General features: G+C 68.5%; 23 protein-coding genes and 1 pseudogene. 5 read left to right on the top strand and 19 right to left on the bottom strand.

Translation table 11 applies throughout. The annotated features are described in order from the left end of the window. Positions 1-46 precede the first annotated feature (46 nt). The 3 genes from SLW55_RS10595 to SLW55_RS10585 form a co-directional block, all read right to left on the bottom strand. Positions 47-2,416: a Tex family protein gene (locus SLW55_RS10595; RefSeq protein ID WP_295934236.1), complete on the bottom strand. Its 2,370-nt coding sequence runs from the start codon at positions 2,414-2,416 to the stop codon at positions 47-49. Between the two features lie 96 nt (positions 2,417-2,512). Then, complete coding sequence (locus SLW55_RS10590) at positions 2,513-4,147, bottom strand: hybrid sensor histidine kinase/response regulator (RefSeq protein WP_152237240.1); 1,635 nt, start codon at positions 4,145-4,147, stop codon at positions 2,513-2,515. A 75-nt stretch (positions 4,148-4,222) separates the two neighbouring features. After that, on the bottom strand, positions 4,223-4,438 hold the full coding sequence (locus SLW55_RS10585) for a hypothetical protein (RefSeq protein WP_017907884.1): 216 nt from the start codon (positions 4,436-4,438) through the stop codon (positions 4,223-4,225). Between the two features lie 177 nt (positions 4,439-4,615). On the opposite strand from SLW55_RS10585, the gene SLW55_RS10580 reads away from it, so the two are divergent. Next, entirely contained in the window at positions 4,616-5,827 is a 1,212-nt protein-coding gene (locus tag SLW55_RS10580) for an FAD-dependent oxidoreductase (RefSeq protein WP_017907885.1), read from the top strand. Positions 5,828-5,977: 150 nt separating this feature from the next. On the opposite strand, the gene SLW55_RS10575 is transcribed toward SLW55_RS10580, so the two are convergent. Genes SLW55_RS10575 through SLW55_RS10550 form a run of 6 tightly spaced genes read right to left on the bottom strand, consistent with a single transcriptional unit; the run spans position 5,978 to position 9,940 of the window. Then, on the bottom strand, positions 5,978-6,433 hold the full coding sequence (locus SLW55_RS10575) for a hypothetical protein (RefSeq protein WP_017913022.1): 456 nt from the start codon (positions 6,431-6,433) through the stop codon (positions 5,978-5,980). Continuing rightward, positions 6,430-6,630: a PspC domain-containing protein gene (locus SLW55_RS10570; protein ID WP_026144177.1), complete on the bottom strand. Its 201-nt coding sequence runs from the start codon at positions 6,628-6,630 to the stop codon at positions 6,430-6,432. Before SLW55_RS10570 ends, SLW55_RS10575 begins: the two co-directional genes overlap by 4 nt. 28 nt (positions 6,631-6,658) lie before the next feature. Next, positions 6,659-7,027 (bottom strand): DUF5329 family protein, encoded by a 369-nt coding sequence (locus SLW55_RS10565; protein ID WP_052250737.1) that lies wholly within the window; start codon positions 7,025-7,027, stop codon positions 6,659-6,661. A gap of 58 nt (positions 7,028-7,085) precedes the next feature. Beyond that, complete coding sequence (locus tag SLW55_RS10560) at positions 7,086-8,162, bottom strand: class III poly(R)-hydroxyalkanoic acid synthase subunit PhaC (RefSeq protein WP_267085237.1); 1,077 nt, start codon at positions 8,160-8,162, stop codon at positions 7,086-7,088. Next, the gene (gene phaE / locus SLW55_RS10555; RefSeq protein WP_320745076.1) at positions 8,159-9,280 is read right to left on the bottom strand and encodes a class III poly(R)-hydroxyalkanoic acid synthase subunit PhaE; all 1,122 of its coding nucleotides are present in this window, start codon (positions 9,278-9,280) and stop codon (positions 8,159-8,161) included. The genes SLW55_RS10560 and phaE overlap by 4 nt, the downstream gene beginning before the upstream one ends. Positions 9,281-9,325: 45 nt before the next feature. Then, positions 9,326-9,940: a CDP-alcohol phosphatidyltransferase family protein gene (locus SLW55_RS10550; protein ID WP_017909499.1), complete on the bottom strand. Its 615-nt coding sequence runs from the start codon at positions 9,938-9,940 to the stop codon at positions 9,326-9,328. A 141-nt stretch (positions 9,941-10,081) separates the two neighbouring features. Between SLW55_RS10550 and SLW55_RS10545 the strand changes: the two genes are divergently transcribed. Further along, complete coding sequence (locus SLW55_RS10545) at positions 10,082-10,840, top strand: 3-hydroxybutyrate dehydrogenase (RefSeq protein ID WP_043092076.1); 759 nt, start codon at positions 10,082-10,084, stop codon at positions 10,838-10,840. A 540-nt stretch (positions 10,841-11,380) separates the two neighbouring features. On the opposite strand, the pseudogene SLW55_RS10540 reads toward SLW55_RS10545, so the two are convergent. The 4 genes and pseudogenes from SLW55_RS10540 to SLW55_RS10525 all read right to left on the bottom strand — a co-directional run. Then, positions 11,381-11,500 (bottom strand): annotated as a pseudogene (locus SLW55_RS10540) (7,8-dihydro-8-oxoguanine triphosphatase); the annotation flags it as partial. A 172-nt stretch (positions 11,501-11,672) separates the two neighbouring features. Beyond that, entirely contained in the window at positions 11,673-12,161 is a 489-nt protein-coding gene (locus tag SLW55_RS10535; RefSeq protein ID WP_017909497.1) for an 8-oxo-dGTP diphosphatase, read from the bottom strand. A 69-nt stretch (positions 12,162-12,230) separates the two neighbouring features. Further along, positions 12,231-12,737, bottom strand: coding sequence for a DUF1249 domain-containing protein (locus tag SLW55_RS10530; protein ID WP_017909496.1), 507 nt, complete (start codon positions 12,735-12,737; stop codon positions 12,231-12,233). A 155-nt stretch (positions 12,738-12,892) separates the two neighbouring features. After that, positions 12,893-13,714, bottom strand: coding sequence for a pyruvate, water dikinase regulatory protein (locus SLW55_RS10525; RefSeq protein WP_010342958.1), 822 nt, complete (start codon positions 13,712-13,714; stop codon positions 12,893-12,895). 145 nt (positions 13,715-13,859) lie between these two features. Here SLW55_RS10525 and ppsA point away from each other — a divergent pair, with 145 nt between their 5' ends. After that, a complete protein-coding gene (gene ppsA, locus SLW55_RS10520) occupies positions 13,860-16,235 on the top strand; it encodes a phosphoenolpyruvate synthase (RefSeq protein ID WP_017909495.1) in 2,376 nt (791 codons plus the stop codon). Between the two features lie 5 nt (positions 16,236-16,240). Further along, complete coding sequence (locus SLW55_RS10515; protein WP_152237569.1) at positions 16,241-17,191, top strand: mechanosensitive ion channel family protein; 951 nt, start codon at positions 16,241-16,243, stop codon at positions 17,189-17,191. Positions 17,192-17,289: 98 nt separating this feature from the next. Here the strand turns inward: SLW55_RS10515 and orn are convergent, their stop codons facing one another. From orn to mntR, 3 genes are all read right to left on the bottom strand, one after another. Next, positions 17,290-17,862 carry an oligoribonuclease gene (gene orn, locus SLW55_RS10510; protein WP_017917154.1) on the bottom strand — a complete coding sequence of 191 codons (573 nt, stop codon included), beginning with the start codon at positions 17,860-17,862 and terminating at the stop codon, positions 17,290-17,292. A gap of 100 nt (positions 17,863-17,962) precedes the next feature. Further along, complete coding sequence (tadA, locus tag SLW55_RS10505) at positions 17,963-18,463, bottom strand: tRNA adenosine(34) deaminase TadA (RefSeq protein WP_152237567.1); 501 nt, start codon at positions 18,461-18,463, stop codon at positions 17,963-17,965. Further along, positions 18,460-18,924, bottom strand: coding sequence for a manganese-binding transcriptional regulator MntR (gene mntR / locus SLW55_RS10500; RefSeq protein WP_026143893.1), 465 nt, complete (start codon positions 18,922-18,924; stop codon positions 18,460-18,462). The genes tadA and mntR overlap by 4 nt, the downstream gene beginning before the upstream one ends. A gap of 147 nt (positions 18,925-19,071) precedes the next feature. Here mntR and SLW55_RS10495 point away from each other — a divergent pair, with 147 nt between their 5' ends. After that, positions 19,072-20,421 carry an Nramp family divalent metal transporter gene (locus SLW55_RS10495; protein ID WP_152236431.1) on the top strand — a complete coding sequence of 450 codons (1,350 nt, stop codon included), beginning with the start codon at positions 19,072-19,074 and terminating at the stop codon, positions 20,419-20,421. Positions 20,422-20,501: 80 nt separating this feature from the next. Here the strand turns inward: SLW55_RS10495 and SLW55_RS10490 are convergent, their stop codons facing one another. From SLW55_RS10490 to SLW55_RS10480, 3 genes are all read right to left on the bottom strand, one after another. Next, on the bottom strand, positions 20,502-20,867 hold the full coding sequence (locus SLW55_RS10490; protein WP_152236432.1) for a nuclear transport factor 2 family protein: 366 nt from the start codon (positions 20,865-20,867) through the stop codon (positions 20,502-20,504). Positions 20,868-21,094: 227 nt separating this feature from the next. Further along, a complete protein-coding gene (locus tag SLW55_RS10485) occupies positions 21,095-21,547 on the bottom strand; it encodes a VOC family protein (protein ID WP_043092081.1) in 453 nt (150 codons plus the stop codon). An 81-nt stretch (positions 21,548-21,628) separates the two neighbouring features. Next, positions 21,629-22,450 carry an AraC family transcriptional regulator gene (locus SLW55_RS10480; protein ID WP_319019739.1) on the bottom strand — a complete coding sequence of 274 codons (822 nt, stop codon included), beginning with the start codon at positions 22,448-22,450 and terminating at the stop codon, positions 21,629-21,631. Positions 22,451-22,943: the final 493 nt, after the last annotated feature.

Raw genomic sequence — 22,943 nt, 5'->3', positions numbered from 1 at the left:
ACTGGATGCACCGGCGCGAGCGCGCCGGATTTTTTCTGCTGGAACCTCAGCTGCGCTTGGCGCGCGCGAACGCGTCGGCCAGCGCGCTGTTGACCGGCGCCGCGGCAGCCGGCCGCGGCTTGGCATTGCCGCCGCCCGCATTGCCACGCCCGTCGCGCTCGCGCCGCGGCGGGCCGCCGGCGCCACGTGCGTCGCGGTCGCGGTCGCGGTCGGCCGGACGCGCCGGCGCCGGCGTGTCGTCCAGGCGCCGGGTCAGCGCGATGCGCTTGCGCGCCACGTCCACTTCCAGCACCTTGACCTTGACGATGTCGCCGGCCTTGACCACGTCGCGCGGATCCTTGACGTAGCTGTCCGAGAGCGCGGAGATGTGCACCAGGCCATCCTGGTGCACGCCGATGTCGACGAACGCGCCGAAGGCGGCGACGTTGCTGACCACGCCTTCCAGCACCATGCCCGGCTTGAGGTCCTTGATGTCCTCCACGCCGTCGGCGAAGCGCGCCGCCTTGAACTCCGGGCGCGGGTCGCGGCCCGGCTTCTCCAGTTCCTTGAGGATGTCGCGTACGGTCGGCAGGCCGAACTTCTCGTCGGTGAACTGGTCCGGCTTGAGTCCGCGCAGGAAACCGCCATCGCCGATCAGCGCCTTGATCGGCTTGCCGGTGGCACCGACGATGCGCTCGACCACCGGATAGGCTTCCGGGTGCACCGCCGAAGCGTCCAGCGGCTCCTCGCCATCGGCGATGCGCAGGAAGCCGGCGCATTGTTCGAACGTCTTGTCGCCCAGCCGCGGCACCTTGAGCAGGTCCTTGCGGCGCTTGAACGGGCCGTTGTCGTCGCGGTGGCGCACGATGTTCTCGGCCACGCTCGACGACAGCCCGGACACGCGCGACAGCAGCGCCGCCGAGGCGGTGTTGACGTACACGCCGACCGCGTTCACGCAATCCTCCACCCTGGCGTCCAGCGCCCGCGCCAGGCGGTACTGGTCGACGTCGTGCTGGTACTGGCCCACGCCGATCGCCTTGGGCTCGATCTTGACCAGTTCCGCCAGCGGATCCTGCAGGCGCCGCGCGATCGACACCGCGCCGCGCAGCGACACGTCGAGCTGCGGGAACTCCTTGGCGGCGAACTCGGACGCCGAATACACCGAGGCGCCAGCTTCACTGACCACGATCTTTTCCAGCTTCAGCTGCGGGTTCTGCTTGATCAGGTCCGCGGCCAGCTTGTCGGTCTCGCGGCTGGCGGTGCCGTTGCCGATCGCGATCAGTTCGACGCCGTGCTGCGTGCACAGCTGCCGCAGCGTGTGCAGCGACTGGTCCCACTGCCGGCGCGGCTCGTGCGGATAGATGGTGTCGGTGGCCAGCAGCTTGCCGGTGGCGTCGACCACCGCGATCTTGCAGCCGGTACGGATGCCCGGGTCCAGGCCCAGGGTCACGCGCGGCCCGGCCGGCGCCGCCAGCATCAGATCCTGCAGGTTGTCGCCGAACACCGCGATCGCCTCGGCCTCGGCCTTTTCGCGCGCCTGGTTGAACAGGTCCAGCAGCAGGTGCATGTGCAGCTTGGCGCGCCAGGTCAGGCGACAGGCATCCAGCAGCCAGCGGTCGCCCGGGCGGCCCTGGTTGGCGATGCCGGCGCGCAGCGCGACGCGGCCTTCGGCGTACTGGTGACCGGCTTCGGCCTCGCTGCCGGGATCCAGTTCCAGATACACGATCTCCTCGCGGCGCGCGCGGAACAGCGCCAGCAGCCGGTGCGAAGGAATCTTGGCCAGTGCTTCGGCGTGATCGAAGTAGTCGCGGTACTTGGCGCCTTCCTGCTCCTTGCCCTCGGCCACGCGGGCGCGGATGACGCCCACCTCGCCCAGCCAGGTGCGCAGTTCGCCGACCAGTGCGGCATCCTCGCCCCAGCGCTCCATCAGGATTGCGCGCGCGCCTTCCAGCGCGGCCTTGACGTCGGCCACACCCTTGTCGGCATCGACGAAGCCGGCGGCGAAGGTTTCCGGCACCTGGCTCGGATCGGCCAGCAGGCCGTCGGCGAGCGGTTCCAGCCCGGCCTCGCGGGCGATCTGCGCGCGCGTGCGCCGCTTGGGCTTGTACGGCAGGTACAGGTCTTCCAGTCGCGACTTGGTGTCGGCTGCGACGATCTCCGCACGCAGTTCGTCGCTGAGCTTGCCCTGCTCGGCGATGCTGGCGAGCACCGCGGCGCGGCGCTCTTCCAGTTCGCGCAGATAGGTCAGGCGCACTTCCAGGTTGCGCAACTGGGTGTCGTCGAGCCCGCCGGTGACTTCCTTGCGGTAGCGTGCGATGAACGGGACGCTGGCACCCTCGTCGAGCAAGGCGATGGCGGCGCGCGCCTGCGCCGGCTGCGCGCCGATCTCGGCGGCGATGGTGTTGGCGATCTGCTGGGCGAGCTGAGTGTCGTGCATTGCGTCCGGCCGAAGCCGCCTTGCGGAAAACCCGCATTTTCGCAGTGCGCGCGCCGCCGGGGAACCCGTTGACAGGCGCGCGCCAAGCTGGCGGCGTCAGGTGACGCCGTTCGGCCCGTCCAGCACCATGCGCACCTTGCGGATCAGTTCCTGGCGGTTGTACGGCTTGGCCAGCACCTCGAACTCGTTGCCGCCGGCATCGGTACGCTCGATCGAGGACTCGGCATAGCCGGTGGTCAGCAGCACCTTGATCTTGGGCCGGCGCCGCCGCGCCTCGCGCGCCAGCATCACCCCGTTGAGGCCGCCGGGCATGATCAGGTCCGAATACAGCAGGTCCACGTGCACGCCGGTGTCGAGCAGCTCCAGCGCCTCGCGCGCGTTGTACACCACGTGCGTGGCATAGCCCTGGTCGCCCAGGAACAGCCGCGCCAGTTCGGCGATGTCCGGCCGGTCCTCGACGATCAGGATGGTCTCGTCGCCTTGGCGATCGAACGGACGGCGCGTGCGCGAATCGCGCGGGGCCATGTTCTCGACGTTGTCGTCGATCGGGAAGTACAGGCGCACGGTGGTGCCGTGGCCCTCCTCCGAATACAGGCGCACCGCACCGCCGGACTGCTTGGCGAAGCCGTAGACCATGGACAGACCCAGGCCGGTGCCCTTGCCCTCTTCCTTGGTGGTGAAGAACGGATCCAGCACGCGCGCCAGCACCTCCGGCGGCATGCCGCTGCCGTTGTCGGTGATCGACACGCACACGTAGTGGCCGGGCAGCAGGTTGTCGTAGGTAGTGGGTTCGTCCGCGCGCACCGAGACGTTGCGGGTCTGGATCACCAGACGCGGCGCCGCCTGGTCGGCCATCGCATCGCGCGCATTGATCAGGATGTTGAGCAGCGCCACTTCGGCCTGGGTCGGGTCGATCCGGCAGTTGCGCAGGTCCGGCGACAGTTCCAGCGAGAACGCGATGCCGTCGCCCAGCGTGCGCTCGGCCACATCGCTCATCCCGGCCACCAGGGCATTGAGATTGAGCACGCGTCCTTCCAGCTTCTGCTTGCGCGCGAACGCCAGCAGCTGCTGGGTCAGGCGCGCGGCCTGGCCGGCGGCATCGCGAGCGCGGTCCACGCTCTTGCGCAGCAGCGACGGATTCAGCGGGTCGCTCTCGACCGCGTGCTCGATCAGTTCCAGATACCCGGACATGACCTGCAGCAGGTTGTTGAAGTCGTGCGCGATGCCGCCGGTGAGCTGACCCAGCGCCTCCATCTTCTGCGCCTGGCGCAGCGCGTCCTCGGCATCGCGGCGGCGGCTGACGTCCAGTTGCGAACCGAAGAAATACACCAGCTCGCCGCGGTCGTCATACACCGGGGAGATATACAGCGCGTTCCAGAAGCTGGAACCGTCCTTGCGGTAGTTGAGGATCTCCACCGCCACTTCGTCATGCGACTTGATCGCATCGCGGACGCTGCGTACGGTCTCGCGATCGGTGTCCGGCCCTTGCAGGAAGCGGCAGTTATTGCCGATCAATTCCTCGCGACCGTAACCGGTCATTTCCAGGAACGCGCGGTTGACGAAGATGATCGGATTGTCCGGCTGCCGCGGATCGGTCACGATCATCGGCATGCGCGTGGTCTGTACCGCAGCGAAGAAAATATCGCTGCGCTGGTTGGACATGTCGGTGGGGGCGTTCGGGTCGACGGTCGTCGGCGGCGCCGAGGTGTTGCTGGTTTCTGGTGCGGGCATGGTCGGTGGCAGGTCGATGCGAACCGTCGCTGGCCCGCCTAGGCGAGCGGCCACACCGGGGTTCGCACGCCGGCGTCAACGCGAATAATACCTGTGCAAGCGTTCTACCACGATATCGTCCTGCAGCGACTCCAGCGCCATGATCCGCACCTGCCGATCGCTCAATGCCAGCACGCGCTCGACATAGATCTCCGGGCCTGCCTCGGTTTCCTTCATGGACTTGCGGAAACCGTAGGGCACGACGCCCTTCTCTCCGTCCTTGCTGCCACCGATATACAGAACGACCGACATGACGCTTCCTCTACAGGGAATTCGTGGAACTGGCGCGCACCATACACAGCGCGATGTGAGGGACTTCTGCACCGAGATTAATCGCGGCTGTTTGCCCGAACATGACGTCCGCGGCGGCTCACGCGGACTTAACCGGACCTGCGCCTAAGTCGCACATCCTTTCTGCGCCGGGGCGTCATGGATCTCAAGAGCGGTTATCCCTTCTGGTCGGTCCGCAACGGCCTGATGCAGAGCTTTCCGCAGCTGCGCGACGACGTGCGCTGCGATGTCGCGGTCGTCGGCGGCGGTATCACCGGCGCCTTGATCGCCGAAGAACTGAGCGCGCACGGGCATGCCGTGACGGTCCTGGAGCAGCGCGACATCGGCTGGGGCAGCACCGCGGCCAGCACCGCCCTGCTGCAGTACGAGATCGACACCCATCTGATCGATCTGGCCAAGCGCTATGGCGAACCTGCCGCCGCCCTCGCCTACGGCGCCTGCGCGCAGGCGCTGGAGCAGTTGCGCGACCTGGTCCGGCCGCTGCGCGATGTCGACTTCGGCTGGAACGACAGCCTGTACTACGCCAGCAAACGCCGCCACGTGCGGGTGCTGCTGGAAGAGCTGGAAGTGCGCGCGCGACACGGCCTGGACGTGGAATGGCTGGACGCGCAGACGCTGGACGCGGACTACGGCCTGCAGGCGCACGGCGCGATCCTCAGCCACCAGGCGGCACGGGTGGATCCGTACCGCCTCACCTATCGCCTGCTCGGCCGCGCCTTCCGACGCGGCGTCGGCGTCTACGACCGCACCCGCATCGCGCGGATCGTGGTCACTGGCCGCGGCGTGACTCTGCACACCGATCAGGGCGCGCAGGTGCGCGCCGGCCATGTGGTGATGGCCGCCGGCTACGCCAACCAACACTGGCTGGATCAACGCGTGGCCCGCAACCGCAGCAGCTATGCCTTCGTCAGCGACCCGCTAGAGCCCTCCGTCCTCGGCCCATTGCGCGACACCATGATCTGGGAAAGTGCGCGGCCGTATCTGTACCTGCGCAGCACCGGCAACGGCCGCATCGTCGCCGGCGGCGAGGACGACAGCGTGGACGTGCCGGCGCGCCGCGACGCGCGCGTGGACAGCAAGGCGCGCACGCTGTCGCGCAAGATCGCCAAAGTGATGCCGGGACTGGAGCTGCAGCCGACCTTCGCCTGGGCCGGCACCTTCGCCGAGACCGAGGACGGCCTGCCGTTCTTCGGCCCGCACCCGCAGCACGGCCCGCGCGTGCAGTTCGCCATGGCCTACGGCGGCAACGGCATCACCTACAGCATGATCGGCGCCGGCCTGCTGCGCGCCCAGATCGAGCGGCATGCGCACCCGCTCAAGCGCCTGTTCGGTTTTTCCCGGCTCGACTGACCCGAGCCACCAACAAGCGCCACTGGTACATCCGTACGAGTGGCTTCAGCCGCGACCGGGACGTTCCCGGGAAAGCGCGTCGCGGCTGAAGCCGCTCCTGCGCGGCAACGTCGTGCATTGCGAAAGCAGCGATTTGCGGACGCCACGCGTTCAACCCGTCCCCGGCCACCAACCCCGACCGTACAGCGCATAGCGATCGGCGGCGCGTTCCAATGGATTGCGCACGCTGACCCCGCCGCAGGCCAGGTACACCGGCAGGAACAGCGGCCCGAGCAGCATGTACTGCAGCACGTGCGCACGTTCGTGGTCGCCGAGCCGTACCGCAGGATGCCGGCAGCGACCGGCAGCGTGTTCGTAGGTGGCGCAGGCCACGTCCAGATCGTCTGCGCTGAGCAGGATCACGTTGCCCAGCGTCATCGCCCCGCGTGGCCGCATCGGCACGCGTTCGAACACCAGCGCCAGTTCGCGTCGGCTGAAGCGCAGGCGCGCACCGAAGGCCAGCGCGATGGTCCCGACGAGCATGCCCAGGACAGTGTTCGGCGAGGTCCAGAGAACGCCGACGGCGATGCCGGCACGGCGCCAGACCCGCGACAGCGGCCGCGTCAATCGGCTTCGTTGGGAATCAGCAGCCACAGGATCAGATAGACCAGGATGCCGGGGAAGGCGGCCGAGACGATCGACCCGACCACGTACAGCACCCGCAGCAGAGTTGCATTCCAGCCGAAGCGGTGGGCGATCCCGCCCATCACGCCCGCGATCATGCGGTCGTTCAACGAGCGCGACAGCGAACGGGGTTGCGACATGGCAGCGGCTCCAGCGACGGCGGCCGGCTCACTCTACGCGCGCCGGCGCGGGCGCGGCGTGACGGCGCAATGCCGCCAATTGTTGCTCGAACCAGGCCGCCGCCTCCTGCTCCGGCCGGCCAGGACAGGCGACACGGTAGGCGCTTCCGCTGACGCTGCTGCGGCTGGCGCCGCGCGCGATGAACTGCTCGGCGCTGTCCACCAGGTCGCGCGAACGCAGTGCCGCATACTTGCGCTGCAGATGCGCCTCGGCCTCGCGACCGGAGTACCAGGTCCCGTTGCGTTGGAACCGGCACGGCGAGGACTGCAACGCCGCCAGCAGTCCGCGGATTTCACGGTCGGCCGCGGCCGCAGGCGCAGCGATGCCGCACTCCACGCTCAGCCAGGCCAGCGCCATCGCCAACACGACGCCCGCAAGACGCGCCCCTGGCGGCACGACGCGTCGCCGCTGGCGCTCAGTGCCCGCCATCGCGCTCGGCCAGCCACTGATGCAGCGCCGCCGGCACTTCGCGTTGGGCGCGGCCGGAGACGTAGATACCGATATGGCCGCCGCGGAAACTCAGTTCGGCGTAGTCGCGGCTGCCGACCACGCCGCGCAGCGCCCGCGACGCGTCCGGCGGCACCAGGTGGTCCTGCTCGGCATAGACGTTGAGCACCGGCATGGTGACCCGCCCCAGGTCCACCGTGTGCGCACCGATGCGCGCGCGCCCGTGCATCAGCGCGTTGTCCTGATAGAACTGCTTGACGAACTCGCGGAAGGTCTCGCCGGCCAGATCCGGCGAATCGAAGATCCATTTCTCCATGCGCAGGAAGTCCTCCAGCGCCCGCGGATCGTCGAGGATGTCGAGCAGGCCGACGTACTTCTGCAGGTTCAGCCGGAACGGCTTGAGCATCAGGTAGCTGACGTTCATCAGGTCCGCCGGCACGTTGCCCAGCGTGTCCACGAACAGGTCGACGTCGACCTGGCGCGCCCAGTTGGACAGCATGTTGTCCGGGGTGTGGAAATCCACCGGGGTGACCATGGTGACCAGGTTGCGCACCTTCTCCGGCTGCAGCGCCGCGTAGCACAGCGAGAACGTCCCGCCCTGGCAGATGCCGAGCACGTTGACCGGCGCGCCGCCGCCGGCGGAACGCAGATGGTCCACCGCGCCGTCGATGTAGCGCAGCAGGTAGTCCTCCAGCGTCAGGTAGCGCTCGGAGCGGTCCGGGTAACCCCAGTCCAGCACATAGACGTCCTCGCCCAGCGCCAGCAGGCCCTGCACCAGCGAGCGGTCGGCCTGCAGGTCGACCATGTACGGGCGATTGACCAGGGCATAGACGATCAGCAGCGGCACCTTGGCGGTGGGCGGGCGTTCGCCGACGAAGCGGTACAGCACCACCTTGCCGTCGCGCCACACTTCCTGGCGCGCGGTGGCGCCGTAGTCCACCGTGTCCAGGCCCGGCAGCACGCGCAGACCTTCGAGCAGCTTGCGCTGCAGCTCCAGGGTCTCCTGGACCAGATCGTCGCTGCTGAAACTCAGCGGTCCCTTCATGCGCGACTCCGGCGTGCCGCCGGCGTGGTCCCGGCCCGCCGCGACGTGGCGGCGGGCGTGGCCTTCGCTGGCGTGGCGGCGTTGGATTTGGACTTGGAATTGGGCGCGGCGGCTGCCGCCCGCGCAGGGGCCGACCTGGCCGCGGTCTTTCTGGGGCTTTTCTGCGGCGCAGCCGGGGCCGTGGCAACCGGTGCAGGTCCGGCTGCGGCAGTCGCGCCCTGCCCTTCGCCGCGCTCCAGTCGTCGCAGCCGGCGTTCCAGGTCGGCGATGCGCCGATGCGCGGCATCCAGTTCGGTACGCGTGGGCAGGCCCACCTGCTCGCACACCTGCTCGGTCTCGCGCTGCAGCAGGGCGCGCAGGCGCATCTGCGCGTTCGCGACGTCGGCATAGACCTGGCGGAACTCCGGCGACAGCGCGGCCGCCGCATACGCTTCCTCGGCCGCGTCGATCCACAGATCGAACATCGCCCGCGCGTTGGTCAGTTGCCGGCCCGGATCCTCGTGCGCGCGCAGCTTCTCCTCGAACAGGCCGAAAGCGCGGTCGATGGCGCCCTGCAGCAGCCCCAGATAGGCCTGCAACTGCGCCTGATAGTCCTGCTGGGCCTTGGCCAGCGCCCGCCAGCGCGCCTGGTGGTTGCGCGCCGGGCCGAACCCGGGCATCTGCAACCATGGGCCACTGTCGCGTTGCAGGTCCTGCAGCCACTGCGCCGCCTGCTGCAGCCAGGGGTCGATCCCGGCCTGGCCGGCCCCGCGCACCGCACCCAGCAGCCACTGCAGCAACTGCTCGCGTTGACCCTGTACCTGTCGCTTCCAGGCGTCAGCGACGTCGGCACTGCTGGCGTCGCGACCGGCGAACTGCGCTGCCACCTGCTGCATCGCGCCGAGCCAGTCGCCGGCCTGCTGCTGGAACTGCGCCAGCGCGTCCTCGGCCTGCGGCGCGCTGCCGCGCGGCAGCCACTGGCTCCAGGCCGCGATCGCCTCGCGCCAGGAACCGGCGCCATCGCCAGCCGCGGGGGACGCGGGGGCCACGGCGCCCTGGCGCAATGCGGCGCTCCAGGCCTCCCAGTACTGCCGCGTCATCGCCTCGAAATCGCCGGCGCCACCGCCGCTAGCCTTCATCGCCACTCTCCAGACCTGGCCCGCGATGATAGCAACCCGCTGCGATCAGGGCTTGGGGATGCGTAGCGTCTTGCTGATCATCAGCGAGCCGGACAGCGCGAACAGCAGCGCCAGCGGGTGCAGCAGCCACGGTCCCAACCGCCACTCGCCCCACCACAAGGCGTCGCCGATATGGCCCAGGTGCGCGGCGATCGCCAGCACGATGACCAGGCCCAGGCTGCTCGGGATCGGCGTGCCCTCGAAGTACGGCACCTTGTCGCCGTCGCCGGCGATCTGCTCGGCGGTGACGTTGTAGCGGGCCAGGCGGCTGACCCCGCAGCAGACGAAGAAACTCAGCACCAGCCAGTCCCAACCGCCCTGCATGCCGCAGGCGTAGGCCAGCGCCGCCGGGGCCACGCCGAAGGAGATCACGTCGGCGAGCGAGTCCAGCTCGCGGCCCAGGGTCGAGGACGACTTGCGCCAGCGCGCCACCCGCCCGTCCAGCGCGTCGAACACGAATGCCAGCGGGATCAGTGCCATGCCGAACAGCAGGTCGCTGCGGCGGCCGTCCTGCAGGAAGCGCATCGCCGCGAACACCGCGCCGGTGCCGCAGAAGGCGTTGGCGAGGGTGAACCAGTCGGCCAGCTGGAACTCGCGCAGCATGGAGAAGTGGCGTTTCATCGGCATAACGTGGCGGATCCGGCGTGAGCGGCGAGCGACGGCACAGGGTAGCGTGGCGCCGCCGCACTGGCGAGCGGCCGCTGCCAGGCGTCACGGCGCGCTGCTACGCTGATCGCCCCCCACTCCGCGCAGGTACTCCCCATGCAGACCGTCCTGATCACCGGCGCCGCCAGCGGCATCGGCGCCGGCATCGCCCACGCACTGGCCGCCGACGGCCGCCACATCGTCGTCAGCGACCTCGATCTCCAGGCCGCCGAAACGGTCGCCGCGCAGGTGCGCCAGGCCGGCGGCTCGGCCGAGGCGGTGGCGCTGGACGTAGCCAGTGCGGACAGCATCGCCGCGGCGCTGGCGGCCGTCAGCCGGCCGGTGGACGTGCTGGTCAACAACGCCGGGCTGCAGCATGTGGCGCCGCTGCAGGAGTTCCCGATGGACAAGTGGAGCCTGCTGGTGGAGGTGATGCTGACCGGGGTCGCCCGGCTGACCCAGGCGGTGCTGCCTGGCATGCGCGAACGCGGCTTCGGCCGCATCGTCAACATCGGCAGCATCCACTCGCTGGTCGCCAGCCCATACAAGAGCGCCTACGTCGCCGCCAAGCACGGCCTGGTCGGCTTCTCCAAGGTGATCGCACTGGAGACCGCCGACACCGACATCACCATCAACACGCTCTGCCCCAGCTACGTGAAAACGCCGCTGGTGGACAGGCAGATCGCCGACCAGGCGCGCACCCGCGGCATTTCCGAAGCCGACGTGATCGCCCAGGTGATGCTCAAGCCGATGCCCAAGGGCGTGTTCATCGCCTACGACGAACTGGCCGGCTGCGTGGCGTTCCTGGCCTCGCCGGCGGCGCGCAACATCACAGCGCAGACGATCGCCATCGACGGCGGCTGGACCGCGCAGTAGCGCTGCGGCAAGCGCGCACGTGCGCCTGCTGGATCGCGCGATCGACGCTGGTCAAATTTTCGCCATTGCGGCGGCGGCCGTTGCGGCACAACGCCACTGGCATCTTATCCACAGCGTTCGTGCGCTTTCATCCACACCGGCTGTGGAGAAGCGCGACCGGGACTGATGAAATTTTCGCCACCCGGCAAAATCGGGCAGCCATTTCAGCGACTTGCGACGCTTGCCCACAGGCTTGTGCGGCATCGATCCACAACCGCTGTGGACAAGACGGACGCGGTGCCGCGCGAGCGTTCGACCGAGCGGCGCGCCGGCCCCTCGCCCATCCCCCGGCGCGAAAGGCAGAGGCTGTTCCTTCTCCCGACGGGAGAAGGTGGCCCGAAGGGCCGGATGAGGGTACGGGCGGAGCCTGGTGCAATCAAACATCGCGAGACGCTTGGCGCCGCACCCTCGCCCCCCAAACTCCGCGAGTCGCTTTCGCGCCATACCCTCACCCCAACCCCTCTCCCGATGGGAGAGGGGCTTTACGGCAGCGCGAGCGCGTCAGACCCGCGAGTAGCGCCAGGACTGCATGCATCCGTCGCGGTATGGCATGACCCCGTGGAACGGGCGTGGGTCGCCGTCGAACGCCAGCGGCAGGAACAGGCTGTTCCTTCTCCCGTCGGGAGAAGGTGGCCCGAAGGGCCGGATGAGGGTACGGGCGGAGCCTGGTGCAACCAAACTGCGCGCGTCGCTTTCGCGCTGTACCCCCAAACTTCTTGAGTCGCTTTCGCGCCGTACCCTCACCCCAACCCCTCTCCCGATGGGAGAGGGGCTTTACGGCAGCGCGAGCGCGTCAGACCCGCGAGTAGCGCCAGGACTGCATGCGTCCGTCGCGGTATGGCATGACTCCGTGGAACGGGCGCGGGTCGCCATCGAACACCAGCGGCAGGAAATGGCGATCGCCCTCCCACAGCGGCAGCGTGTCCATCTGCGCGATCGGCACCCAGGCCAGCGTGCCCTCGGCGTTCTCGGCGAACGGCTCGCCGGCGTAGGCGTCGATCAGGAACACGAAGCCCAGCCAGTCCTCACCGTGCTTGCCGAACCCCGGCCAGCTGATGGTGCCGCGCAACTGCAGCGCCTCGCAGGTGATGCCGGCCTCCTCCAGGATCTCGCGGCGCATGCCGGCCAGGACGTCCTCGTCCGCCTCCACCTTGCCGCCCAGGCCGTTGTACTTGCCCAGGTGATGGTCGCCGGGCCGGGCATTGCGATGGACCAGCAGCACCTGGCTGCGGTCGGGCGAGAGCACGTAGCCCAAGGTGGCGACGATGGGGGTGTAAGGCATGCGACGAAGGCAGAGGACGACGGGCGCGCAGTATGCCGTAACCGTGCCGCCGCTTCGTCTAGCCTGTGGCTAGACGGCGGGCGTCGCCGCGTCCTGCGCCGCGCGCGGCAACGGCGGCGCCGATCGCAGCGTGGCCACGCCGTGGCCGCGCTCGGCCAGATATTCCAGCCATTTGCCGAGGAAGGTGTTCATGCGCATGCGGTGGCTGATCAGTTCCGCCGGCGGCGGGTACAGCCCCATCACGTCCTGCCAGCGGCGGCCGACATAGCAATGCGTGGTCTCGGCCTGGCGCGCGTCCAGGTACAGGCGCACGTAGGCCGACGGGTCCGGCTCGCCGGTCAGCGGGTCGCACAGATCGTAGGTCAGGCGCAGTTCGACGGTGTAGCGGTGACGCTCGATCACGTCCAGGCGCAGGTCCAGGCCGTCGCCGATGCTGGACACGTAGCTGCCGGCGGCCAGGTCGGCCGGCACGAACAGGCGGTTCAGGTGCAGATAGTTCTCGGCGTACAGCCCCATCAGCCAGCCGAAACGGCTGAGCCGGGGGATGCGTTCGCTGCGGGTCATGGCGTGCTGCATGGACCGATCCTACACGCTGGATCGCGCCGGTGGCAGCATTGACGGATCGGCGCCAGCGGCCTACCGTGGAAATCCCTGCGAGGACGTGCGGAAATGCCGTCGCCGCCAGGAACGGCCCCGCCCGACCGGCGCGCGCTGGCCAGTCACACCCTCTCTCAGAACATCTCGCGCTGCAGTCCCAGCGTCGCCAGCACCTTGCTGGAAATCTCCTCGATCGAGGTATGCGTGGTGCTCAGGGTCGGAATCCGCTCCATGCGGAACATGGTTTCGGCCGCCGCCACTTCGCGCCGACAGGTCTCGGCGTTGGAGTAACGCGAATTCGGCCGCCGCTCCTGGCGGATCTGCTGCAGCCGCTCCGGATCGATGGTCAGCCCGAACAGCTTGTTGCGATAGGCGCGCAGCCGCGGTGGCAGCCGATCGCTCTCCAGGTCCTCGTCGGTCAACGGATAGTTCGCCGCGCGCACGCCGTAATGCAGCGCCAGGTAGATGCAGGTCGGGGTCTTGCCCGCGCGCGACACCGCCACCAGGATCACGTCGGCTTCGTCGTAGGTGAGCGCGATGCCGTCGTCGTGCGCGAGCGCGAAGTTCATCGCGTTGATGCGGCGGTGGTAGGTCTCGAAGTCGACCAGACCATGCGCCTGTCCCACCCGCGAGTGCCGCGGCGCGTTCAATTCGCGCTCCAGCGGCTCGATGAAGGGCGCGAACACGTCGAGCATCAGCGCCCCGCTCTCGGCCAGCAGCATGCTCAGTTGCGGATCGACGCAGGAGTTGACCACGATCGGCCGGACCTGATAGCGCTCCCCTGCGGCATGGATGCGCTGCGCGGCATCGCGGGCTTTTTCCGGATCGTCGACGAACGACATGCGGTCGGTGACGAAGCTGAAACCGCTGAACTGGGTGAGCAGGCTATGCCCAATGGTTTCAGCGGTGATACCGGTTCCATCGGACACGTAGAACACCGGTCTGATCGTCGACATTGCCTGCATTCTCCTGGCTGAAACCCAACGGATGCGCCCGCTTCGCTTGTGCCGGCTCGGGTGCGCACTGCATCATATCGGCTTCTTCCCTCACGGACGCGGCCATTCAGCCCGCCTCGGGCGATGGCCTAACGGAGCATCGCGCTTGAACGAGAACATCCTGTGGTTGCATGAGCTGCGCCTGGCCGACCTGGCTCGCGTCGGTGGCAAGAATTCCTCCCTTGGCGAAATGATCGGCAACCTGGCGGGGCTCGGCGTGTCGGTGCCCGGCGGCTTCGCCACCACGGCCGAAGCGTTCAAGGCCTTCGTCGCTCACAACGATCTGTACCAGCGCATCTTCGACAAACTGGCCACGCTGGACGTGGAAGACGTGGGCGCGCTGACCGCCGCCGGCAAGGAAATCCGCGGCTGGGTGATCGACGCGCCGCTGCAGCCGGAGCTGGACCAGGCGATCCGCGACGCCTACGCACAGCTGTGCAACGAGAACGGTGGCGGCGACATCGCGGTCGCGGTGCGCTCCTCGGCCACCGCCGAAGATCTGCCCGACGCCAGCTTCGCCGGCCAGCAGGAGACCTTCCTCAACGTGACCGGCGCCGACGACGTGGTGCACAAGGTCAAGGAAGTCTTCGCCAGCCTCTACAACGACCGCGCCATCGCCTACCGCGTGCACCACGGCTTCAAGCACGAGGACGTGTTCCTCTCGGCCGGTGTGCAGTTGATGGTGCGCTCGGGCGTCGGCGCCTCCGGCGTGCTGTTCACCCTGGACACCGAGTCCGGCTTCCGCGACGTGGTGTTCGTTACCTCGAGCTTCGGCCTGGGCGAAATGGTCGTGCAGGGCGCGGTCAATCCCGACGAGTTCTACGTCTACAAGCCCACCCTGAAGGCCGGCAAGCCGGCAATCCTGCGCCGCTCGCTGGGCAGCAAGCTGATCCGCATGGTGTATTCGGACGTGCCGGGCGAGCGCGTGCGCATCGAGGACACCCCGGCGCAGTTGCGCAACACCTTCTCGATCAACGACGAGGACGTGCAGGAACTGGCCAAGCAGGCGCTGGTGATCGAGCAACACTACCAGCGGCCGATGGACATCGAGTGGGCGAAGGACGGCGTCAGCGGCAAGCTGTTCATCGTGCAGGCGCGCCCGGAGACGGTGAAGTCGCGCGGCCACGCCACCCAGATCGAACGCTTCGCGCTGCAGCAGCGCGGCGAGGTGATCGCCGAAGGTCGCGCCATCGGCCAGAAGATCGGTGCCGGCGTCGCCCGCGTGGTGCGCAGCCTGGAAGACATGAACCGGGTACAGCCCGGCGACGTGCTGGTCGCGGACATGACCGATCCCGATTGGGAGCCGGTGATGAAGCGCGCCTCGGCAATCGTCACCAACCGCGGCGGCCGCACCTGCCACGCGGCGATCATCGCCCGCGAGCTCGGCGTGCCGGCGGTGGTCGGTACCGGCAACGCGATGGAGCTGGTCGAGGACGGCAAGGAAGTGACGGTGAGCTGCGCCGAAGGCGACACCGGCTACATCTATGGCGAGCGCCTGCCGTTCGAGCGCACCACCACGGACCTGGGCAACATGCCGCCGGCGCCGCTGAAGATCATGATGAACGTGGCCAACCCGGAGCGCGCGTTCGACTTCGGCCAGTTGCCCAACGCCGGCATCGGCCTGGCGCGCCTGGAGATGATCATCGCCGCGCACATCGGCATCCATCCCAACGCGCTGCTGGAATACGCCAAGCAGGACGCGGCGACCAAGAAGAAGATCGACGAGAAGATCGCCGGCTACGCCGACCCGGTGAGCTTCTACGTCAATCGCCTGGCCGAAGGCATCGCCACGCTGACCGCGTCGGTGGCGCCGCACCCGGTGATCGTGCGCCTGTCGGACTTCAAGTCCAACGAGTACGCCAACCTGATCGGCGGCAGCAACTACGAACCGCACGAAGAGAACCCGATGATCGGCTTCCGCGGCGCCAGCCGCTACGTCGATCCGAGCTTCGCCGCCGCGTTCGCGCTGGAATGCAAGGCGGTGCTCAAGGTCCGCAACGAGATGGGCCTGGACAACATGTGGGTCATGATCCCGTTCGTGCGCACCCTCGAGGAAGGCCGCAAGGTCGTCGAGGTGCTGGCCAGCAACGGCCTGCGCCAGGGCGAGAACGGCCTGAAGATCATCATGATGTGCGAGGTGCCGTCGAACGCGCTGCTGGCCGAGGAATTCCTGGAGATCTTCGACGGCTTCTCGATCGGCTCCAACGACCTGACCCAGCTCACCCTGGGTCTGGACCGCGACTCCTCGATCGTGGCGCACCTGTTCGACGAGCGCAATCCGGCGGTCAAGAAGATGCTGTCGATGGCGATCAAGGCCGCGCGCGCCAAGGGCAAGTACGTGGGTATCTGCGGCCAGGGCCCGTCCGATCACCCGGATCTGGCCGAGTGGCTGATGCAGGAAGGCATCGAATCGGTCTCGTTGAACCCCGACACCGTGGTCGACACCTGGCTGCGCCTGGCCAAGCTCAAGAGCAAGGGGTGATGCCGATGCAGTCGTGGCTGACGGCACTGACGGCGGCCACGACCGCTGCACCGGCGACGCGGGCGGCGCGCCCGTTCGACTGGCGACAGCTGGACTGGGCGCAGTACGCGCTCAACTGGGGCGTGGCGCTCCTGATCCTGGTGGTCGGGATGTGGGTCGCCAAGCGCCTGAGCGAATGGCTGCGCAGCGCGCTGCTGCGCGCCAGGGTGGAAACCACCCTCAGCAACTTCCTGCGCAACGTCGCCTACGCGTTGATGCTGGTGCTGGTGCTGGTCACCGCGCTGCAGAAGATCGGCGTGCCGCCGACCTCGCTGTTCGCCGTGCTCGGCGCCGCCGGCCTGGCGGTGGGCCTGGCGCTGAAGGACTCGCTGTCCAACATCGCCTCCGGGGTCATGCTGATCGTGCTGCGGCCGATGCGCGACGGCGACCACGTGGTGGTGGCCGGCCAGGAAGGCGTGGTCGACGAGATCCGGATCTTCCAGACCCGCATCCGCACCTTCGACGAGCGCATGGTGACCCTGCCCAACAGCACCATCACCACCGCGCCGATCGTCAACTACAGCACCCTGCCCAACCGGCGCCTGGAGATCACCGTCGGCGTCGGCTACGGCGACGACCTGAAGAAGGCGCAGGAACTGTTGCTGAAGATCGCGCAGGACAATCCGAACATCCTGAAGACGCCCGCCCCGTTCGTGCAGGTCACCAACCTGGGCGAGAGCACGGTGGACCTGATGCTGTTCGGCTACGCCAAGAACGGCGATTTCGGCGCGGCCAAGAGCAGCACGCTGGAGCAGATCCGCAATCAGTTGCTGGAGAACGGGCTGAGCATTCCGTATCCGCAGCGCGACCTGCACGTGTATCACCACGATGCCGACGGGCGCCCGATCGCGGAATTGTTGACCAAGGGCGTCACCGACGACGGCGAGACCAAGCCGGGACCGCCGCTGGCGCGCTGAGCGGCGGCGTCAGCGCCTGCATTCCCTGCGCGACTGTATCCGCCCGATGATCGTCGGGCGATCTATCGCATGCTCTCTGACAGCGTCCTGATCGCGGATCAGCCCTCGCCCTGCCCGCCCAACGTGCCCATGAACGGACGGTAGTAACGCAGTTCGTCGATGGAATCGTGCACGTCGCTGAGCGCGGTGTGCGAGGAGGTCTTGGTCAGGCCGGCCGACACCGTCGGCGCCCAGCGCCGCGCCAGTTCCTTCAGCGTCGACACGTCCAGGTTGCGGTAGTGGAAGAAGCGCTCCAGCCGCGGCATCTGCCGGTGCAGGAAACGCCGGTCCTGGCAGATCGAGTTGCCGCACATCGGCGAAGTGCCGGGCTTGCACCACTGGGTCAGGAACGCCATGGTCTCGGCCTCGGCCTGGGCCAGCGTGACCCGGCTGTCGAGCACGCGCTGCCACAGGCCGGAGTGGCGGTGCTGATTGCGGTTCCACTCGTCCATCGCCTCCAGCGTCTGCAGCGGATGGGCGATGGCGAACTCCGGGCCCTCGGCCAGCACGTTGAGTTGCGCGTCGGTCACCACCGTGGCGATTTCGATGATCGAATCGCGATCGGTATCCAAGCCGGTCATTTCCAGATCGATCCAGATCAGCCGATCGTTCGCCACGTGCGCTTGCGCCATATCACCGTCCTGTCGTTCGCGGCGGCGAGGCCGGCGCGGAAGTGTCGTATCAGGCTTCAATGATACCGCGCGGCCTGCGCGACCGGCAGGGGCTGGCCGCTCACGCGCCCAGCGGCGGCTTGCCGCGCTTGGCGCGGAAATAGTTGGTCAGGCGCGTGCTCGCCTCCGCCGCCAGCACCCCGCCGCGGACCTGCACGCGGTGGTTGTGGCGCGGATCGGCGAGCAGGTCGAACACGCTGCCGCAGGCGCCGGTCTTGGGATCGGTGGCGGCATAGACCAGTTCCGCCACCCGCGCATGCACCACCGCCATCGCGCACATCGCGCACGGCTCCAGGGTCACGTACAGGCGGCTGCCGACCAGGCGGTGATTGCCGATCCGGCGGCCGGCCTGGCGCAGCGCGACGATCTCGGCATGCGCGCTGGGATCGTGTTCGGCGATGTTGAGGTTCCAGCCCTCGCCCAGCACCTCGTCCTCGGCCGAAACCAGCACCGCGCCGACCGGGATCTCGTCGAACTCGCGCTCGGCACGCTCGGCCAGGGCCAGCGCATGGCGCATCCAATGTACGTCGCGCGCCAGTTGCGCGTCGTCGCCGACGCTCATCGCGACGCGCCGTGCTTGCGCACGAACTCGGCGAAGACCGCCAGCGTCGCTTCGCTGACATGATGCTCGATGCCCTCGGCATCGCGGCGCGCGGTGTCCGCGTCGATGCCCAGGGCCAGCAGGAACTGCTCCACGGTCTGGTGGCGCTGCCGGCTGGCCGCGGCCAGCGCCTCGCCCTCGGCGGTCAGGAACACGCCGCGGTAGGGCCGCTGCACCACCCAACCACCCTTGACCAGGCGCTTGAGCATCTTGGCCACGGTCGGCTGAGCCACGCCCAGGCGCGCGGCGATATCCACCTGCCGCGCTTCGCCACCGTCGGCGAGCAGGTCGGAAATCAACTCCACGTAGTCCTCGATCAGCTCCAGGCGGTGCGCCTCGCGCACCTGGCGGAAGCTTTCGACCTGCACTTCGGCGTCGAGCAGCACCGCCGGCGGCGCCATCGACTTCCCGCTTTTCTGCATCGCAACGCCCTTGTCCTGTGCCGGCGCCCGCCGGCCACCCGCCTATTCTGGCCGAATCCGGGCTATCGCAGCGATCTGAATTGCCAATGCTAATCCATATAGCACCTGCTATATACTCGTTCGCACCCCGCCCCACGTGTCATTGCCATGGCCGCCCCCCTGCCCCTGCCGAGTTCCGCTGCCGCGCACGCCAGCCGCGGAGAGGCGCGTCCCAGCCTGGGCGCGATGCATGCCAGCGTGGCCGTGCCGCGCAGCGGCCTGGGCTGGCGCCGCTTCCTGGCCTTCCTCGGCCCCGGTTACATGGTCTCGGTCGGCTACATGGATCCGGGCAACTGGGCGACCGACATCGCCGGCGGTTCGCACTTCGGCTACCTGCTGCTGTCGGTGATCCTGCTGTCCAACCTGATGGCGATCGTGCTGCAGGGCCTGGCCGCGCGCCTGGGCATCGCCACCGGGCTGGATCTGGCCCAGGCCTGCCGCGCGCACTACTCCAAGCCGGTGAACTTCCTGTTGTGGCTGGCCTGCGAAGCGGCCATCGTCGCCTGCGACCTGGCCGAAGTGATCGGCACGGCGATCGCGCTGAAGCTGCTGTTCGGCATCCCGCTCACCGCTGGCGCGATCATCACCTCGATCGACGCGCTGCTGGTGCTGTTCCTGATGCGCCGCGGCTTCCGCGCGCTGGAAGCGTTCGTGATCGCCCTGCTGACGGTGATCTTCGCCTGCTTCCTGGTGCAGATCGTGCTGGCCGCGCCGCCGCTGCGCGAGGTGCTGTCAGGCTTCATCCCGCGTGCGCAGGTGGTGACCGATCCGGCCGCGCTGTACCTGGCGATCGGCATCATCGGCGCGACGGTGATGCCGCACAACCTGTACCTGCATTCCTCGATCGTGCAGACCCGCGCCTACGAGCGCACCGACCAGGGCCGCCGCTCGGCGCTGCGCTGGGCGCTGGCCGACAGCACCATCGCGCTGAGCCTGGCGCTGTTCGTCAATGCCGCGATCCTGATCCTGGCCGCCGCGGTGTTCCACGCGCACGGCCGCACCGACGTGCAGGAGATCGAACAGGCCCACGAATTGCTCGCGCCGATGCTCGGCGTCGGCCTGGCCTCGACCCTGTTCGCGGTGGCGCTGCTGGCCTCCGGCATCAATTCCACCGTCACCGCCACCCTGGCCGGGCAGATCGTGATGGAAGGCTTTTTGCACCTGCGGCTGCCGCCGTGGGCGCGGCGCCTGCTGACCCGCGGACTGGCGATCGTGCCGGTGGTCGCGGCGACCTCGCTGTACGGCGAACAGGGCACCGCCAAGCTGCTGGTGCTGAGCCAGGTGGTGCTGTCGATGCAGTTGCCGTTTGCGGTGATCCCGCTGGTGCGCTTCGTCACCGACAAGCAGCGGATGGGACCACTGGTGGTGCGCCGCGGGCTGGCCTGGCTGGCCTGGACGATCGCCGCGCTGATCGTGGTGCTCAATCTGAAGCTACTGGCGGACACCTTGCTGCACTGAGCGATCCCGCCACCGACGCCGTGCGCAGACGCGGACAGGATGGCCGCGCTGCGAACGGACGCCCGAACACATGCGCGTCGCTACCTGTCCTGGGCTGCAGCCAGCGGCACCACGTACGCCTCCAGTTCCGCCATCCGCCCATCGCGAAACCGCCAGACATCGCAGTAGGAGAACAACGACGTCCCGGCGTCGCCAGTCTCGAGCGTGATCTGGCCGAGGGCCACGACGTGGCCGTCGCCGGTGATGTACTTACGAACGTCGAACTGCGGCGGCTGCCGGTAGGCCTCGGCCATCCACTCCCTGACCGCCTGCTTGCCCCGCAATGTGCGCTCGCCGATGAAGTGCCAGTTCGTATCTTCGGTGCAATGGGCGAGAAAGCCTTCGTAATCGCCTGCAGCGATGGCGGCGTTCGCGGCCTGCAGGACCTGCTGGTTCGTTTCGGTCATCGGGATGGCTCCTCTTGTCTGAGAACTGTCGAGATGGCGCGAGCCTAGCGTCGTCGGTGTCGTGCCTGAGTACATGCGACGACCGCATCGCCGCGCAAGCGAAACGCGACGCATGCGGGCGTTGCGACGGCCCGAGGCAGTGATTCAGCGCATCGGCAGCGACGACGGCAACCCGCGTTCCCGCCAATGCGAACAGGCGCGCAACGGCGCGGGCAATGGCCGGCTTTTCAGGTTGTCTCTGCCTTCGCGAACAGCCCCGTATAGCGCCGCTGCATCTCCTCCGGCGTCACCGACTCGATCGCATGGCCGATCAGCCAGCGGTGGCCGAAGGGATCGCGCACGGTGCCGGAGCGTTCGCCGTAGAAGTGGTCCTGCATGCCGCGCTCGAGCGTGCCGCCGGCGGCGAGCGCGCGGGCGACCAGCGCGTCGGCATCGTCCACGTGCAGGTGCAGCGTGACCGGCGTGGCGCCAAGGTGTTCGGGGCTGCGTACGCCCATGTCCGGATACTCTTCCGACAGCATCAGCGTGTGGCCATCCAGATCCACCTCGGCATGGCCGATCCGTCCATCGGGCTCGGTAAGGCGGAACAGTTCGCGCGCACCGAACGCGCGCGCGTAGAACGCCATCGCGGCGGCGGCGTCGCGCACGCACAGATAGGCATACAGTTCGTGGATCGCCATGGCATGTCCTCGTGTGGGCCAGGCGCCCATTGTGGAACCCTGGGTGCGCCGCGTCTTGCAGGAAATTGACCTGCGCCGCGATCAGCGCGGCACATGCCGGGGGGCGGCGGGATCGGCCGCCCGCCGCCAGGCGGACGGAGTGACACCGGCCACGCTGCGGAAGGTGTTGGTCAGGTGCGCCTGGTCGGCGAAGCCGCTGGCGGCGGCAATGTCGGCCCAGCCCAGCGAGCGGTCGCACGCCAGGTCCAGCGCGTGCGAGAAGCGTTGCAGCCGCAGCCAGGCGTTCGGTGCCAGACCGGTCGCCTGCCGGAACAGGGCGATGCAATGCCGATGGCTGAGTCCGCTGGCGCGCACCAGGGTCTCCACGCGCAAGTCCGGATGCCAGCCACCGGAACGCAGCACGCACAGCGCCGGATGCCGCACGGGCGGGCGGCCGCCGGCGCGGTCGACCAGCCACCGTTCGAAGGCAGCCAGGCGCGCCGGCGCCTCGGCGCATGCATGCAACCGCTCCAGCAGCGCATCGACCTCGCCGGCAGGCAGCAGCAGTTCCAGCGGCGTGTGATGCCCGGCCAATGCGGATTCGGGCACACCGAGCAACACGCTGGTGGCGCCTGGACGCAACATCGCACCGACCGAGACCGCAGGCTGCGTGACATCGCGCACGTGATACGCCGTGCGTACCCCACCCACCACCGCGTGGCCGAGGCAATGGCCGCACAGGTCGTCCGCGTGGTCGAACACCCGCAACGGTGCACCGCCGATCCGCACGGCGAGATGCGTGGCACCGGTCGGCAGCACGTGCTCGCGCGCAGGCAGCCGCAGGACCGCAGACACCGGTGCGGGCTCGTGCGCCCACACCGCTGTCACCAGACCGCGCAATGCGGAAACGGGAGGTCGATGCATGGACGCCATGGCGCGATGCTACGCCTGTCATCGGCCCCGTCGGTAGTCCGCCCGACGACGCGCCTCCGCCGCCACTCCCGACGCGATGATCGAGCGCTGTCGCACAGGCTCGGCCGCACGTCGCCGGCATCGATCCGATTCGGTCACGCAGCAGTATCGGACGCCCTCGGAATGCCTCCGCGACGCACCTGCAGTGATCATGCCGCATCCGTTGTGGCAGGACGTTTCAGGTTTGCTGGCGCACATCCTTGCCCTGCTGTCGCAGTCACTTTCGAGGAGCACGTGGCCATGCATCATCGCACCTAGCCATGCTCGCGTGGCTCGACATCGAAGCGGTGGAAGACATGCTGCCGCCGGCACGAGCGACGCGCAGAATCACGCAGACGAAACAGCGGCACGACTGCAAGTGCCCCCTTGCCGGCTCGCGAATCCGGGCGAAAGAACACCCGTCATTCGCCTGCATCCGTCGCGCACCTGCGACGCGCCTCACACT

Source organism: Xanthomonas sp. LF06-19, assembly GCF_034105425.1.
GTDB classification, from domain to species: Bacteria; Pseudomonadota; Gammaproteobacteria; order Xanthomonadales; family Xanthomonadaceae; genus Xanthomonas_A; species Xanthomonas_A sontii.
This window is presented reverse-complemented; position numbering and strand designations above follow the sequence as displayed.